Here is a 15,049-nt window from a genome sequence, read left to right as displayed (position 1 = left end):
TCAGCCCAAGTGTTGCTTGACCCAGGAGGGCACACCGTCGAGTGCGGTCGCAAGGGCGGGCCCGTCCTCGCCACCACCCTGGGCGAGATCCGGACGGCCACCGCCCTTGCCTCCGATTTGACTGGCGATATGCCCAAGGAGTTCCCCCGCCTTCACCTTGCCAGTTGGGCTTCCATTCACGCCGGCGACAAGTGCGACCTTACCCGCCGAGGCACCGGCCAGCACGATCACCGAATCGCCGAGCTGCTGCTTCAAGCGATCCATCGCCTCGCGTAGCGCCTTTGCATCGAATCCTTCCAGACGCACCGCAATCACCTTGACCCCGGCCACGTCGACAGCACTGCTACCGAGATCTGCCGTCGCGCCGGAGGCCAGCTTGGCCTTCAGCGATTCCAGTTCGCGCTCAAGCCGCTTCTGACGCTCTGTCAGTGCACGCACCTTGTCGACCACCTCGGCGGCGTTGCCACCGAGCAGACTTGCCGCCTCGGACAAACGGCGCTCCTCATCGGCAACGTAATCCAGCGCGCCCTGCCCGGTCACTGCCTCGATTCGGCGCACGCCCGAAGACACGCCGCCCTCGGAGGTGATCTTGAACAGACCGATGTCGCCGGTACGGCCGACGTGGGTACCGCCACACAGCTCGGTGGAATAATCGCCCATCTTCAGCACGCGCACGTGCTCGCCATATTTCTCGCCGAACAAGGCCATCGCGCCGAAATCCAGCGCTTCCTGCATCGCCATGTTGTGCACTTCGACACTATGGTTGGTGCGCACCTCGGCATTGACCTTGCGCTCGATCACCGCAAGCTCTTCCGCGGTGATCGGCTGGAAATGCGAGAAATCGAAACGCAAGCGGTCGGGTGCCACCAACGAGCCCTTCTGCTGCACATGCGTGCCCAGCACTTCGCGCAACGCGGCATGCAGCAAGTGCGTGGCCGAGTGATTGAGGATGGTCTTGCCGCGGCGCTGCACATCGATGCCGCCGGCCAGCACATCGCCCAGCGCAAGCGCGCCTTCGGTGATGCGTCCGACATGCCCATGGAACTGGCCGGCGAACTTCTGGGTGTCGGTGACGTCGATCGACACATCGGTGTTGCTCAATTGCCCGCTGTCGCCGACCTGGCCGCCGGATTCGGCGTAGAACGGCGTGCGATCGGTGAACACGATGACCTCATCGCCGGCTTCGGCACGCTCGACGGGACGGCCCTGCTTGAGCAGCGCGACAACCTTGAGTGCGTCGGCGTCATGCGCCTCATAGCCCAGAAACACCGTCGGCGACATGGTCGCAACCAGATCGGCCGGTAATGCGACGCCGCCACCGAACTTGCCTGCCGCACGCGCGGTCTCGCGCTGACGCTCCATGGCGAATTCGAAACCCTCCATGTCCACACGCAAGCCGCGCTCGCGTGCGATGTCGGAGGTCAGATCGACCGGGAATCCATAGGTATCGAAGAGGCGGAAGGCATCGGCGCCGGGAATCACCTCCTGCGAGCGGGCGGCAACCTCGTCGAAGATCTTCATGCCGGCGTCCAGCGTCTCGGCAAAGCGCTCTTCTTCGGCCAGCAACGCGCGCGCGACGGTCTCGCGTGCGACCACCAGTTCGGGATAGGCCTCGCCCATCAGCTCGACCAGGGTCGGCACCATCTTGCTGAAGAACGGCTGGCGCACGCCCAGCATCCAGCCGTGCCGCAGCGCACGCCGGATGATCCGGCGCAATACATAGCCGCGCCCTTCGTTGGAAGGCAGTACGCCATCGACAATCAGGAACGAGCACGCGCGAATGTGGTCGGCGATCACCCGCAGCGACTTGTTTTCCAGATCGGTGATACCGGTCAGGGCACTGGCCTTGCCGATCAGGGCCTGGAACAGGTCGATTTCGTAATTGGTATGGACGTGCTGCAGGATCGCGGCCAGCCTCTCCAACCCCATGCCGGTATCCACGCATGGCGCCGGCAACGGCACCAGGGTGCCGTCGGGCTGTCGGTCGAACTGCATGAAGACCAGGTTCCAGATCTCGATGAAACGGTCGCCATCTTCGTCCGGCGAACCGGGCGGACCACCGGCGATGTGATCGCCATGATCGAAGAAGATCTCGGTACACGGGCCGCAGGGGCCGGTGTCGGCCATCTGCCAGAAATTATCCGAGGCGTATGCCGCGCCCTTGTTGTCGCCGATACGCACGATGCGGCTTTCGGGAACGCCGATCATGTCCCGCCACAGCGCGAAGGCTTCTTCGTCGGTGTGGTAGACGGTGACCAGCAGACGGTCGGCCGGCAGCTTCCAGACCTGGGTCAACAGTTCCCAGGCCCAGGCGATGGCGTCCTTCTTGAAGTAGTCGCCGAACGACCAGTTGCCCAGCATTTCGAAGAAGGTGTGGTGGCGCGCGGTGTAGCCCACCGAGTCCAGATCGTTGTGCTTGCCGCCGGCACGCAGGCAGCGCTGCACATCAGCGGCCCGCACATAGCTGCGCTTTTCCGCCCCCAGGAACACGTCCTTGAACTGGACCATGCCGGAATTGGTGAACAGCAGGGTCGGGTCGTTACCCGGCACCAGCGGCGCGGACGGCACGATGGTGTGGCCCTTCCCCTCGAAAAACGCGAGGAAGTCACTACGAATCTGGGAAGTGCTGAATTTGGCAGGTGCGTTCATGAGCTGGCATTGGGCGGGCGGCAGTCCCGGTCACCCAATGACATGTGGGCGCAGATGAGCGGAACAACCTGAAACCACAAAGGGTAGCAGGCCTGACGCCCTCAGTCCTCAAGCTCGAAGCGGGTGGCGCTACGAATACTGTTGCCGTCGAAACCACGCCGGGCCAGCAGATCGGCCGCCTTGCGTCGTTGCGGCAGATCTACCGGGCCTTGCTCGCCAAACCGGCGCCGGACCAGATCGCGTGCGTTCTCGGTCCAATCGCCTTCAAATGTCGCCATGGCAGCACTGATGGCCTCGCTATCCAGGCCATGCGTTCCGAGTTCGGCGCGAATATGCAGGGGGCCATAGCCCGAGCCGGCGCGATTGCGCACCACCGCAGCAGCGAACCGGGTGTCGTCTTGCCAACCCTCCTCCGCCAGCCGCTCAACCGCCGCCTGTGCGGCATCTGGCTCGATTCCGCGCGCCAGCAGCTTGCGGTTCAATTCCTTGCGCGAGTGCTCGCGCCGCACCAGTAGCCCCAGTGCGCGTTGGACCGGCGTCTGCTCCTTGAACCGGCGTCCCCGCTTGGGTGCGGGCTCGTGCTCGTCCATCGTGACGTGTCCCCGATCACTGAATCAATGCGCCCTCCATGGCGCCTGCCCTCCTGGCCTTCGATAGATCTATCGCGAGAAGCGACGGCACTGACTCCGCCGTCCCCGCGATAGAAAAACTTGCTGCATTACCGCTCGCGCTGCAGTGGGCTGTCGCCAAGCGCTTGAGTCCGTCATGCTCTACGAGCACCTGACGGATGGTGCGCAGCGTCGACCGACTCGACCGCAATCGCTCACAGCCGGCGGCGTTTATTCCTTATCGGCGTCTTCGCCTGCTTCGGGCGGGGCTTCGGTAGGCTGGAACTTCTCACGCAACTCGGCTTCGAGCTTGGCCGCCACCTGCGGGTTATCGCGCAGATAACCACGTGCATTGTCCTTACCCTGACCGATGCGTTCGTCGCCATAGCTGTACCAGGCGCCAGCCTTGTCCACCAGCTTGGCCTCCACGCCCATGTCGATCAATTCGCCCTCGCGGCTGATGCCCTCGCCGTAGAGGATTTCGGTCACGACCTGCTTGAAAGGCGGCGCCAGCTTGTTCTTGACCACCTTGATCTTGGTCTGGTTACCGATGATTTCGTCGCCCTTCTTGATTGCGCCGATACGACGGATATCCAGGCGCACCGAGGCGTAGAACTTCAGCGCATTGCCGCCGGTGGTCACTTCCGGGCTCTGGCCCGGCATCATGACGCCGATCTTCATGCGCAGCTGATTGATGAAGACCACCAGGGTATTGGACCGCTTGATGTTACCGGTGAGCTTGCGCAGCGCCTGGCTCATCAGACGCGCCTGCAGACCCGGGAGCTGATCGCCCATTTCGCCTTCGATTTCGGCCTTCGGCGTCAGTGCCGCCACCGAGTCGATCACCACGATATCCACCGAGCTGGAACGCACCAGCATGTCGGCGATTTCCAGCGCCTGCTCGCCGGTATCGGGCTGCGACAGCAGCAGATCGTCGACATTGACACCCAGCTTGGCGGCATAGATCGGGTCGAGCGCATGCTCGGCATCGATGAACGCGGCGGTCCCGCCCTTTTTCTGGCATTCGGCGATCGCCTGCAGGGTCAAGGTGGTCTTGCCCGAGGATTCCGGTCCGTAGATTTCCACCACGCGGCCCTTCGGCAGGCCGCCGATCCCCAGTGCGATGTCCAGCATCAACGAGCCGGTCGGAATGACTTCGACGGCCTCGATCACGCGGTCGCCCATGCGCATCACCGAACCCTTGCCGAATTGCTTTTCGATCTGGCTCAGTGCGGCGGAAAGGGCGCGCTTCTTGTTCTCATCCATCTGGGTGATCCTTGTCAGTGATTTCGGTGTAGGGCTAATGTAGCGGCGGTGTATCGCACAGGCTGAGACTGGCTGCGACACATCTAGATTAATGTTGCGAACATTGTGCTGGCAGCGGCGAATCCTGCAGCGCCAGCTGAGGAAAACGCCGGCGCGCGCATCGGTGCAACCCTCAGCGATTTGGCCTCAGCAGCCCGCAATACAGGCCTTCGATGGCGAAATCCTGATCCGGCAATACTTCGATCGGGGCGTAATCGGGGTTGCGCGGCAGTAACCGGATCCGGTCCTTGCCGATCTTGAGCAACTTGACGGTGATCTCCTCGTCGATCCGTGCCACCACGATCTGCCCCGAGCGCGCATCGCGGGTGCGATGCACGCCGATCAGGTCGCCATTGAAGATGCCTTCGTCGCGCATCGAATCGCCCTGCACCTTGAGCAAGTAGTCCGGCGACGGCGAGAAGAACACCCGGTCGAGCACGACGAAGTCGTCCGAGCCGATATCGGCGCCGATCGGCAGGCCCGCTGCCACGCGACCCAGCACCGGCAGCCGCAGCACGTCGTCGCGCAATGGCTCGGTGATCGGCGGCGTCCGCGACTGCGCGCCCTGCCCGGCCAGCCGGATGCCACGCGCCTGTCCCGGGACGCGGCGGATCGCACCCGCCTGCTCCAAGGCCTCCAGGTGATACTGCGCGGCGCGTACGCCCTTGAAGCCGAAGGCGCGGGCGATCTCGGTCTGCGACGGCGGGACGCCGTCGGCGTCGATGCGGTCGGCGATCAAGGCCAGGATTGCTTGCTGGGTATCGGTCAGGTCCATGGTTAGTAGTATTACTACTAACACTGTCATGTGCAATAGCGCCGAAGCAAAGCCCGCTGACGATCGCTAACGCCGGCTGCGCCAGATCGAGAACAGGATCCAGATGCCGCATAAGCCTGCGCCGATAAAGCCGCCAACGCCCAACGCCAGCAGCCAGCGGCTGGCGCTCCCGCCGACGCTGTTCATGACGATCGACGAACCGATCACCAGGGCCGCGGTCACGATCCCCATGGTGAGCCGGTTGGCGGCGCGGTCGACCTGCTCGCCGAATTCGCGCAAGGCGCGCGTTTCCACGTGCAGCTGCAACTTGCCGCGCCGCGCCGCCTGGATCAGGCGCTTGAGATCGCGCGGCAGATCGCCGATCAGATCGATCGCCCCGGTCACGGTGCGCCGGCTGCGACGCAACATCGCGCTGGGCGCATACCGCTGCAAGACCACCCGCTCCAAATACGGCCGCGCTTCGGTGGCCATGTCGAAATCCGGGTCGAGCTGGCGACCCATGCCTTCCAGCGTGAGAAACGCCTTGATCATCAGCGCCAGATCCGACGGCAGGGTGAGCCCGTGGTCGCGCAGGATGGCGGTGACGTCGCCAAGCATCGCGCCGATGCGTAGCTCTTTGAGCGGCACACCGCGGTATTGGTCGACGAATGCACCGATGTCCTGCTGCAGCCGCGCCTCATCGATCTCCAGGCTGGTGCCGGCCCACTCCAGCAGCACGTCGATGACGGCGTCGGCGTCGTAGCTCACCATGCCGTGCAGCAGTTGCGCCACCTGGAAACGGCGTTGTTCGGAGACGCGCCCGACCATGCCGAAATCGATGAGCGCAATACGCCCGTCGCGCAGATAGAAAATATTCCCCGGATGCGGGTCGGCGTGGAAGCAGCCGTCCTGCAGCACCATCTTGAGCACGATACCGGCACCGGTGCGCGCAAGCGCCTTACGATCCAGCCCCGCCGCATCGACCGACACCAGGTCGCGCCCGGGAATGCCGTCGATGAATTCCTGCACATTGAGTGACTCGCAGGTCCACTGCCAATACACCGTCGGCACCACCACCTGCGGGTCGTGCGCGAAGTTGGCAGCGATGCGCTCGGCATTACGGCATTCGGCGGCGAAGTCGAGCTCGCGCCGCAGCGAAACGGTGAATTGCTGCACCACTTCAGCCGGGCGATAGCGCTTGAGATCGGGTGCGCGCGTTTCGACGATGTCGGCAAGCCGTGCCAGCAGGCGCAGATCGGCATCGATGGTATCGCCGATGTCCGGACGACGGATCTTCAAGACCACCGGTGTGCCGTCGGCCAGCCAGGCAGGGTGCGTTTGCGCCAGCGACGCAGCGGCCAGCGGCTGTTCGTCCAATCGCGCAAACACGCTTTCCGGCTCAGCGCCCAATGCGGCGACCAATTGCGGGCGGATCTGCTCGAACGGCAATGCAGGAACCGCGTTTTGCAGTTCGCTCAGTTCTTCGATCCATTCCGGCGGCAGCAAGTCGACGCGCGTCGCCAGCACCTGCCCCAGCTTGACGAAGGTTGGCCCCAGTTCCTCCAGCGCACGGCGCACACGCACAGCGGCCGACATCCGCAAGCGGCCCTCGGCGTTGCTCCAGTGCAGTAGCCTGCCGGCGCGTTCGAGCACGTCGGCCAGCCCGATGCGGCGCACCACATCGCCGAAGCCGTACCGAATCAGGACCGAGGCGATTTCCTGCAGACGCCCGAGATCACGCACAGTGCCAAGCGCTTCCCACATCAGTGCACCGCCTGTGTTGCTTCGCAACCGGCGCCGGGCCTGCTGCACGCCTGCGGGCGGGCCCAAACGTGAGCGATCGCTCGATGCGGCCGCACTGCCTCGCGAGCCGACCGCCGCGTTACCCCAAGTCCACCAGCATCGCGTGCCGGCAAGACAACCGCATGACGCCACGCCTCACGCCACACGAACCGGCGCGCATGCGCAGCGACAACGCACGATGCACCAGGCGGACTGCGCGAGGTGAAGAGGGATGGCAATGTCTCGAACACGGCAGCGGAAAACGCGAACATCGGCACACAGGCTGGCAAGGAGACTCTAGTTTGTAGCCGATCTCTGCGCCGCTGTCGCGCTTGTGCCGGCCTCGGGCTTAGCGCAGAGCGTGGTGCGCGCACACGCCGACGCATCGATTGCGCAACATGCAGTGCGGCGCAGTGGCTTCAATACCGAAGGCGCAAGGTCAACCCATAGGTCCGCGGCGCGCCGAGAAATGCGTTCCAGGAACCGGTCTGCAGCGGCGTATCGATGACAATCTGTCGATAGGTTGCGTTCCCCAGATTTTCTGCCCACGCCTCCAGCAGCCAGCGTTTGTCATCGGCACCGACGCCCACGCGTGCGTTCAGCAGGGTGTAGCCCGGCTGCGCCTTCTGCGGATCCAGATCACTGCCGGCGTTGTACTCGGACGTGTGTTTGGCGCCGACATTGACACGGCCGGTCAGGCGATTGCCGATGGCATGTTCGTAGGTGACCGACAGATTCGCCGACCAGCGCGGCGCAAAGCTCAGGCGGCTGCCAGGCAGCAACGCCAACTCTGCATCCGGTAACGGATCGTCGCCATAGCTGGTATCCGCATAGCTGAGCCCGCCTTGCAGCATCAGTCCCGGCAGTGCGCCCTGCCACAGCACTTCGGTGTCGATGCCGCGCGAGACCACGGTCGGGATGGCGCGCACCACGAAGCTGGTGCCGAGGAAATTGTTGAGCTGGAAATCGCTGAAATTCTGGTAGAACAGCGTCGCGTTCAACAGCAGGTTGCCGCCGAGCGAGGTGGTCCTGGCGCCGAGTTCGTAACTGTCCACGAACTCGCCCGGAAATGCGGTGTCATCGACAGGCAGGATGCCTTGCACGCCACTGGACAGACCATCGGACGACTGCACGCGATCCAGATTGAAACCACCGGCCTTGTAACCGCGCGCGGCCGACGCATAGGTCATCAGCGCATCGTTCCAGCGATACGCCAGCTTTGCGGTACCGGACCACTCGCGCTCGGTGAGACGTTGTTCGGTCACGCGACCGGCATGGACACTATTTGCCCAGGGCAGGCAGGTGAAGCCGATCACCTGCGGCGCGATGGCCGGCACCGCGGCCGCGGGCACGCCACGCGCAGTCAACGCTGCGACAATGCGTCGCAGCGCTGCCGGACTCACGCTTCCATTGGGTGCGAAATAACTGGCGCACGCCGGACTGCCATCTGGATTTTCGAACGCGGATCGCAGCACCTTGTGCTCGTAGGTATAGCGCAGGCCCACGACCACATCCAGCGCATCGGTGGCATGCCAGGTGTTGTTGGTGAAGAGCGCCGCGCTGGTGCCATCCTGCCGAAAGCGGTCCTGGCTACCCTGCCCGCGAAACAGGCTGCCTGTAGGCAGACCGGTGGCATCGGCCAAAAACCGCGTCGTATCCGCACGCGCGGCCAACGCCGGATTCACCCGGGCCAACAGCACGCTGGACAGATAGGGTTCGTATGCACTGCCGAAACGGTAGGACTCGTTGCGATGCAGGGTTTCATCGGCGTAGAACGCGCCCACCAGCCAATCGATGCTGTCGGTGGCTCCGGCCAGGCGCAGTTCCTGACTGAAGGTGCGGAACTTGGTAAGCATCTCGTTCTCGCGCGGTTCGCGATAGAGGATGTCGGCCGCGCCATAGTCGAAATCCAGGCCGTTGACCGACTTCCAATCGCGCAGCGCGGTGATCGAGGTCAGCACCGCCTGGTTCAGCCATGGCGTCGCCCAGTCGACCTGTGCCGAGACGCCGCGGTCCTGGATGTTCTGCGCGGTGCTGCGATTGCTATAGGCACGGCGGCGAGCCGGCTCCGCACGCGGACTGGTGCCCTGCCCACCCGCGGCCAGTGCATCGATCAACGCGGCAGTCGGGCCGCGCTCGGTGGTCACGGTGACGCAGCAATTTTCCTTGCGGCTGGTGGCATCGGCTGCGAGGTTGATATCAAGATCGTCGGTCGGCTCCCACAACAACTGTACGCGTGCGGTGCGCAGATTCTGATCGCCATCATCGGTGGCGGTGCGTGGGCCCGCGCCGGTCACCACCTGCTCGAACCCATCGCGACTGCGCCTGGCCGCGTACACGCGCAGCGCACTGGTTTCGCCCAGCGCATCGTTGAACGCACCGGCAACTCCCAGCGCACCGTAATTGCCGGCAGTGAATTCGGCATCGGCGCTGCGGGTAAAGCTCGGCCTGCGCGTGACCACATTGATGACGCCCGCCGAGGTATTTTTACCGAAGACGGTGCCTTGCGGTCCCTTCAGCACTTCGATGCGTTCAAGCTCGCCCAGGTCGGCGAAGCTCACGCCGTTGCGTGCACGCGCCACGCCATCGATGACCACGCCGACCGAAGATTCGAGCCCGGCGTTATCGCCGACTGTGCCGATACCGCGGATGCGCGCAGTGGTCTGCGCTGCGCTTTGGCTGCTGGTGACGATCAGGCCGGGCACCAGCACCTGCAGTTCCTTGATGTCATGCACGCCGCTGTCCTGCAGCAGTTGCTCGGGCAAGACCGAGACCACCACCGGCACATTCTGCAGCGATTCTTCGCGTTTTTGCGCGGTGACCTTGAGTGCAGACAGCGTCGTCGGCGCGGCGGCCGCTGCGCTCTGTGCATGGAGACCAGGCGCAGGCAGCGCTGCCGAGAGTGCTAGCGCCAGCAAGGCGCAAGGTTGCCGTTCCATTTCCATGCGTGCCCCCCGGCTGACGTGCGCGCGATGTACTGCAGCCAATGCCGCAGCTGGCGCCAAGCCTCACCTTACCGGTCGAGCTTCAATACATGGCGCACGGAGCGGAATGCACGGCGCGCAGGACGAATGCCGCGCCGCTGTGCATGCATGCCAGCCATGCATCGCACGCGTCATTACTCAGCAGGCGCGGAGACTTGACGCGTTGGCGATCACATGAGGATCTGAAACCGCGACAAGGAGGATCCGGATTGCCCGCGCAAGTCAGTTACAGCAGAGCACTCAAACCACGCAGCGCCGCGACCACGGTTTGACGTCGGACCGCATCGCGGTCGCCATCGAACTGGAACAACTGCGCCGTGGCGTAGCCGCCGCGCCGCTTCCAGCCGATCCACACCGTACCCACCGGCTTGTCTTCGCTGCCACCGCCCGGACCCGCAATACCGGTCACGGCGACCGCAATGCTGCCACCGGACGTCACCAATGCACCGGACACCATTTCGATCACGGTCTCTCGACTGACCGCGCCATGCACCTCCAGCGTCTGCGGCCTGACCCGGAGCAGCGCTTGCTTGGCTTCGTAGCTGTACGCCACCATGCCGCAATCAAACCAGTCCGAGGAGCCGGCGATGTCGGTCATTGCCTTGGCGATCCAGCCGCCGGTACAGCTCTCGGCCGTCACCAGCCGCTCGCGCGCAGCGCGTAGTTGGGCGCTCAGCGACTCGGCAAGCTGCAAAAGGTCGTGATCAGTGGGAGACGTCATCGCCAGGGTCAGGATTGGACAGCGGTCACTTTTATCCGAATTTGCCCGCGCTGTCTTGCGCCAGGTGACCGGTCAGCGATCGGTTGTCGGACCGCTCGCCTGTCTCGGCGAGCGCCCCCCGCGCAACGCGGATCACCACACAGCTGCCGTGGGATATCGCCACGTGCTTGACCGTTTGCGCTGATCCGCACGAGCTTGATGCTCGATCCTGGCACCGCGCGCGGCACCACGTCATGGCATCTCTGGCAATCTAGCTTTCGCTCATCGCATCGCATCGCATCGCAACGCCACGTCCGCTGCGTCATGACGCGTGTCATCGGCGGACGGGGCCTGCACTCCGCCGCTGGCGCGCAGCTGGCTGCGCCCAGCTCCGTCGACGCGCGCGTCAGGTTTCCCAGTCTTCCCGACGGTCAGGAAGCATCGCGCGCAACGGTGCGCCATCCTCTCCGGCGGCAAGCCGTTCGGCTTCGACCATCGGCAGATCGACCTCAAGCAACCAGCCGTCCTCGTCGGACTGCTCGTTGCGCACCACTTCCAGCTGATGCAGCTTGGACCGCAGGCGACCGGCCGACGACGGCAGTCGCAGCTGTCCGGTCAGATGACGCAGATCCAGGCGTTGACCGAGTGCTTGCTGCAGTTCCTGCAAGCCACGCCCGTCGCGCGCCGAGACCCACACGCGTTCGCGCCGCGCCTGATCAGGGATGCCATCCTGGGCGTCGTGACGAACTTCGGCGCCGTCGATCTTGTCGATCTTGTTGAACACCAGCAGCTGCGGCAGATCGCCTGCGCCGACCGCCTGCAACACCTCATCGACCTGCTGGATGCGTTCTTCGCGCAGCGGGTCGGCGGCATCGACGATGTGCAACAACAGGTCGGCGTCGCGCGCTTCGGACAAGGTCGAACGGAACGCGGCAACCAATTGATGTGGCAAATCTCGGACAAAACCCACCGTATCGGCAAGAATCGCGCTGCCGCCCGGCAATGCGATACGGCGCACGGTCGGATCCAGCGTGGCGAACAACTGATCGGCCACATAGGCCTCCGCACCGGTCAGCGCATTGAACAACGTCGACTTGCCTGCGTTGGTATAGCCGACCAATGCGATACGCGGCAGCTCGCTGCGCATGCGCGCACGGCGCATCTGGGTGCGCTGTACCTCGACTTTTTCCAGCCGCTGCTGCAACTGCTCCACGCGCTTCTGCAGCAGCCGGCGATCGGTTTCCAGCTGGGTTTCGCCGGGGCCGCGCAGGCCGATCGAACCGCCGCGCTGACGCTCCAGGTGGGTCCAGCCGCGGACCAGCCGCGTGGCCATGTGCCGCAGCTGCGCCAGTTCCACCTGCAGCTTGCCTTCGTGGCTGCGCGCGCGTTGCGCAAAGATGTCCAGGATCAGGCCGGTTCGGTCGATCACGCGCCGCTCCAGATAGCGCTCGAGATTGCGCTCCTGACCCGGCGACAAGGTGTGGTTGACCAATACCAGATCCGCGCCGGTCGCCTCGGCGGCGGCCTTGATCTCTTCCAGCTTGCCGCTGCCGATCAAGGTCGACGGGCTGGGTTTGTCGATGCGCGCGGTGAGCGTTGCCGCCACCGTGGCGCCCGCCGACCTCGCAAGGTCGGCGAACTCCTCCAGCACATCGTCTTCGGCAGGCCCACCTGCGTGGGTCTGAATCAACAGCGCGTGCTCACCCTTGCGGGAACGATCAAACACGCGTTACTCCATTACTGCTCGACGTCGTCATCTTCCGCTTGATTACCTTCATTGGATTGCACATACCCACCACCCGGCCCCACGCGCACATTGCGCGCCGGCACGACCGTGGAGATGGCGTGCTTGTAAACCATCTGACTCACGGTGTTGCGCAGCAGGACCACAAATTGGTCGAACGACTCGATGGTGCCCTGCAGCTTGATGCCGTTGACCAGATACACAGAGACCGGCACTCGCTCGCGCCGCAGCGCATTCAGGAATGGGTCCTGCAAAGATTGCCCCTTAGCCATCGAAAAATCCTCTTCATTCTTGTTCTTATTGTCCCGGTCGACACCTGCCATCCCCAGCCGGCCCCGGAAACGGGATGTTACACGCCTGAAGCCTGCTGCACAGCGGGACGATGAGCGAGGAAGCCGACAAGTGCGTCGTCCAATTGATGCCGATCACGCTCCGGGTCGAACCAACGTGCGTCGAGCTCGCCACGCAGCCAGGTGAGCTGCCGTTTGGCCAGTTGCCGGGTCGCCTGGATCGCCTTGTCGCGGAACTCGGCCAGGCTGCCGGCACCCTCCAGATACGCCCACGCCTGCCGATAGCCGACCGCGCGGACCGCGGGCAGGTCCAGCGGCGCAGCCACGGCGCGCATCTGCGGCAACTCCCGCAATCGCGTCACCTCGGCGAGAAAATCCTGCGCCAGCATCGCATCCAGCCGCTGCGCGATGCGTGCGTGCAGTACCGCCCTATCTTGCGGCGCCAGCACGATTTTCAAGACCCGCAACGGCAGGCGCGGTCCCGGCGCCAGCGCCTGCCAGTCGCTGATCGGCCGCCCGCTGAGGCGGTACACCTCCAGCGCACGCTGGATGCGCTGCGGGTCGGTGGCATGGATACGCGCGGCAGCGATCGGGTCGACCTGCGCCAGTTGCGCGTGCAATCCGGCCCAGCCCACCTGCCCGGCCTCGGCGGCGATGGCGGCGCGCACCGCCGGGTCGGCTTCGGGCAACTGCGACAGCCCTTCGAGCACGGCACGGAAGTACAGCCCGGTACCGCCGGCCAGGATCGGCAACTTGCCGCGCGCGACGATGTCGTCGATCGCCTTGCGTGCATCGGCGGCGAACTCCGCGGCCGAATAGATCTGCCAGGGGTCGCGCAGGTCGAGCAGATGATGCGGTACCGCTGCGCGCATCGCGGCATCGGGCTTGGCTGCGCCGATCTCCAGCCCGCGGTAAACCAGGGCCGAATCGACGCTGACGATCTCGCCGTTCCAGCGTTGCGCCGCCTCCAGCGCCAGCGCGGTCTTACCGCTGGCGGTGGGGCCCATCAAGGCGATCGCAAGCGGGCGTCGGTCGGCGGGCATCAGTCCTCGTCCGGCCAGCGAATGGTCGGCGCGGCCGGCGTGTTGACCCGCGGGGTCGGAATCGCCGCCAACGCGTTCCAGACCTTCAACGCATCCACGGTCGCTGCCACATCGTGCACACGCAACAGCAGTGCGCCATGCTGCGCGGCGATCAAATGCGCGGCAACCGAACCGTGCACCCGTTCGGCGGCAATCTCGCGCCCGGTCACTTCACCGATGCTGCGTTTGCGCGACAACCCCGCCAATACCGGCAAACCGAATTCCTGCAGGCGCTGCAGTTGCGCAAGCAAGGTCAGGTTATGCGTGGTGTTCTTGTCGAAGCCAAAGCCCGGGTCGAGGATCAACCGGCGCTTGTCGATGCCAGCCATCTCGGCGGCGAAAATGCGCTCGGCCAGGAAACGATGCACCTCGGCCACCACGTCGTCGTACTGGGGCGCATCCTGCATGGCGTACGGTGCGCTGCGTGCGTGCATCAGCACGACCGGCACGCCCAGGTCGGATGCTGCGTCCAGTGCGCCGGGCGAACGCAACGCGTAGACATCGTTGATCATGCCGGCACCGGCCGCGACCGCCGCGCGCATCACCTCCGGCTTGAAGGTGTCCACGCTGATCGGCACGCCGGTCTGCTGCACCAGCGCCTCAATCACCGGGATCACACGCTGCAATTCGTCGTCCAACGAAACCGCCGTGGCACCGGGACGGGTGGATTCGCCGCCGATGTCGAGCACCGCAGCGCCCTGCTCCACCAGCCGCAGTGCGTGTGCGATCGCCGCTTCGCAGGTCGCGTGCTGGCCGCCATCGGAGAACGAGTCCGGGGTGACGTTGACGATCCCCATCACCTGCGGCGCGTCCAGTCGCAAGCTGCGACCGGCGCAATCCAGCTTGAGCGCGGTATCGAACATCGGTGGTTTCTCCTGAAGCGGATGAAAGAATGATTGACCGAGCGGGTTGGTGCCCACGCAAGCGATTGCCAATCGATTGGGTTGCGCGCAGAACCTCGCTATCGACTACAGCGGCTGCGCAAACCCGGGGAACGACCGGAGCAAGCGGATGCTGCCTGTTGCCACGACACCGCGCATTGTCGCGCAGCCCGTCGCGTGTCGCATCCGGTGCGTTGAGGATTCAATGCCACATCCGACAGCGGACTGCTGCACCGGCGGCGTCCGGCGACTCGACACAACAACACGTCG

The 15,049-nt window shown here is 64.7% G+C and carries 11 protein-coding genes; all 11 read right to left on the bottom strand.

Translation table 11 applies throughout. From position 1 onward, the window contains the following. Nucleotides 1-2,649 carry an alanine--tRNA ligase gene (gene alaS, locus FHY18_RS10230; RefSeq protein WP_259153888.1) on the bottom strand — a complete coding sequence of 883 codons (2,649 nt, stop codon included), beginning with the start codon at nt 2,647-2,649 and terminating at the stop codon, nt 1-3. A 101-nt stretch (nt 2,650-2,750) separates the two neighbouring features. Beyond that, a complete protein-coding gene (gene recX / locus FHY18_RS10225) occupies nt 2,751-3,239 on the bottom strand; it encodes a recombination regulator RecX (RefSeq protein WP_259153887.1) in 489 nt (162 codons plus the stop codon). A gap of 249 nt (nt 3,240-3,488) precedes the next feature. Continuing rightward, nucleotides 3,489-4,523 (bottom strand): recombinase RecA, encoded by a 1,035-nt coding sequence (gene recA / locus FHY18_RS10220; protein ID WP_259153886.1) that lies wholly within the window; start codon nt 4,521-4,523, stop codon nt 3,489-3,491. 172 nt (nt 4,524-4,695) lie between these two features. Continuing rightward, the gene (gene lexA / locus FHY18_RS10215; protein WP_259153885.1) at nt 4,696-5,337 is read right to left on the bottom strand and encodes a transcriptional repressor LexA; all 642 of its coding nucleotides are present in this window, start codon (nt 5,335-5,337) and stop codon (nt 4,696-4,698) included. Nucleotides 5,338-5,403: 66 nt separating this feature from the next. Then, nucleotides 5,404-7,080 carry a 2-polyprenylphenol 6-hydroxylase gene (gene ubiB, locus FHY18_RS10210; protein ID WP_259153884.1) on the bottom strand — a complete coding sequence of 559 codons (1,677 nt, stop codon included), beginning with the start codon at nt 7,078-7,080 and terminating at the stop codon, nt 5,404-5,406. A gap of 437 nt (nt 7,081-7,517) precedes the next feature. Further along, entirely contained in the window at nt 7,518-10,043 is a 2,526-nt protein-coding gene (locus FHY18_RS10205) for a TonB-dependent receptor (RefSeq protein ID WP_326521205.1), read from the bottom strand. A 265-nt stretch (nt 10,044-10,308) separates the two neighbouring features. Next, nucleotides 10,309-10,803 carry a CinA family protein gene (locus FHY18_RS10200; protein WP_005992383.1) on the bottom strand — a complete coding sequence of 165 codons (495 nt, stop codon included), beginning with the start codon at nt 10,801-10,803 and terminating at the stop codon, nt 10,309-10,311. A gap of 385 nt (nt 10,804-11,188) precedes the next feature. After that, entirely contained in the window at nt 11,189-12,508 is a 1,320-nt protein-coding gene (hflX, locus tag FHY18_RS10195; protein ID WP_104611349.1) for a ribosome rescue GTPase HflX, read from the bottom strand. Nucleotides 12,509-12,519: 11 nt separating this feature from the next. Further along, on the bottom strand, nt 12,520-12,798 hold the full coding sequence (gene hfq / locus FHY18_RS10190) for an RNA chaperone Hfq (RefSeq protein WP_005915027.1): 279 nt from the start codon (nt 12,796-12,798) through the stop codon (nt 12,520-12,522). Nucleotides 12,799-12,875: 77 nt separating this feature from the next. Next, nucleotides 12,876-13,859 carry a tRNA (adenosine(37)-N6)-dimethylallyltransferase MiaA gene (miaA, locus tag FHY18_RS10185; RefSeq protein WP_259153879.1) on the bottom strand — a complete coding sequence of 328 codons (984 nt, stop codon included), beginning with the start codon at nt 13,857-13,859 and terminating at the stop codon, nt 12,876-12,878. Then, nucleotides 13,859-14,761 (bottom strand): dihydropteroate synthase, encoded by a 903-nt coding sequence (folP, locus tag FHY18_RS10180; RefSeq protein ID WP_259153878.1) that lies wholly within the window; start codon nt 14,759-14,761, stop codon nt 13,859-13,861. Before folP ends, miaA begins: the two co-directional genes overlap by 1 nt. Nucleotides 14,762-15,049 lie beyond the last annotated feature (288 nt).

It is taken from the genome of Xanthomonas sp. 3793, from assembly GCF_024806835.1.
In the GTDB taxonomy this organism is placed as follows: domain Bacteria; phylum Pseudomonadota; class Gammaproteobacteria; order Xanthomonadales; family Xanthomonadaceae; genus Xanthomonas; species Xanthomonas arboricola_F.
The sequence above is the reverse complement of the archived record's forward strand: the minus strand, read 5'-3'. Positions and strand labels throughout refer to the sequence as shown.

What these genes read in the sequence shown, in the direction of transcription:
- ubiB (WP_259153884.1), bottom strand. Translation starts at nt 7,080, where the DNA reads ATGTGGGAAGCGCTTGGCACTGTGCGTGATCTCGGGCGTCTGCAGGAA.
- hfq (WP_005915027.1), bottom strand. Translation starts at nt 12,798, where the DNA reads ATGGCTAAGGGGCAATCTTTGCAGGACCCATTCCTGAATGCGCTGCGG.
- alaS (WP_259153888.1), bottom strand. Translation starts at nt 2,649, where the DNA reads ATGAACGCACCTGCCAAATTCAGCACTTCCCAGATTCGTAGTGACTTC.
- folP (WP_259153878.1), bottom strand. Translation starts at nt 14,761, where the DNA reads ATGTTCGATACCGCGCTCAAGCTGGATTGCGCCGGTCGCAGCTTGCGA.
- recA (WP_259153886.1), bottom strand. Translation starts at nt 4,523, where the DNA reads ATGGATGAGAACAAGAAGCGCGCCCTTTCCGCCGCACTGAGCCAGATC.
- FHY18_RS10205 (WP_326521205.1), bottom strand. Translation starts at nt 10,043, where the DNA reads ATGGAAATGGAACGGCAACCTTGCGCCTTGCTGGCGCTAGCACTCTCG.
- FHY18_RS10200 (WP_005992383.1), bottom strand. Translation starts at nt 10,803, where the DNA reads ATGACGTCTCCCACTGATCACGACCTTTTGCAGCTTGCCGAGTCGCTG.
- recX (WP_259153887.1), bottom strand. Translation starts at nt 3,239, where the DNA reads ATGGACGAGCACGAGCCCGCACCCAAGCGGGGACGCCGGTTCAAGGAG.
- lexA (WP_259153885.1), bottom strand. Translation starts at nt 5,337, where the DNA reads ATGGACCTGACCGATACCCAGCAAGCAATCCTGGCCTTGATCGCCGAC.
- miaA (WP_259153879.1), bottom strand. Translation starts at nt 13,859, where the DNA reads ATGCCCGCCGACCGACGCCCGCTTGCGATCGCCTTGATGGGCCCCACC.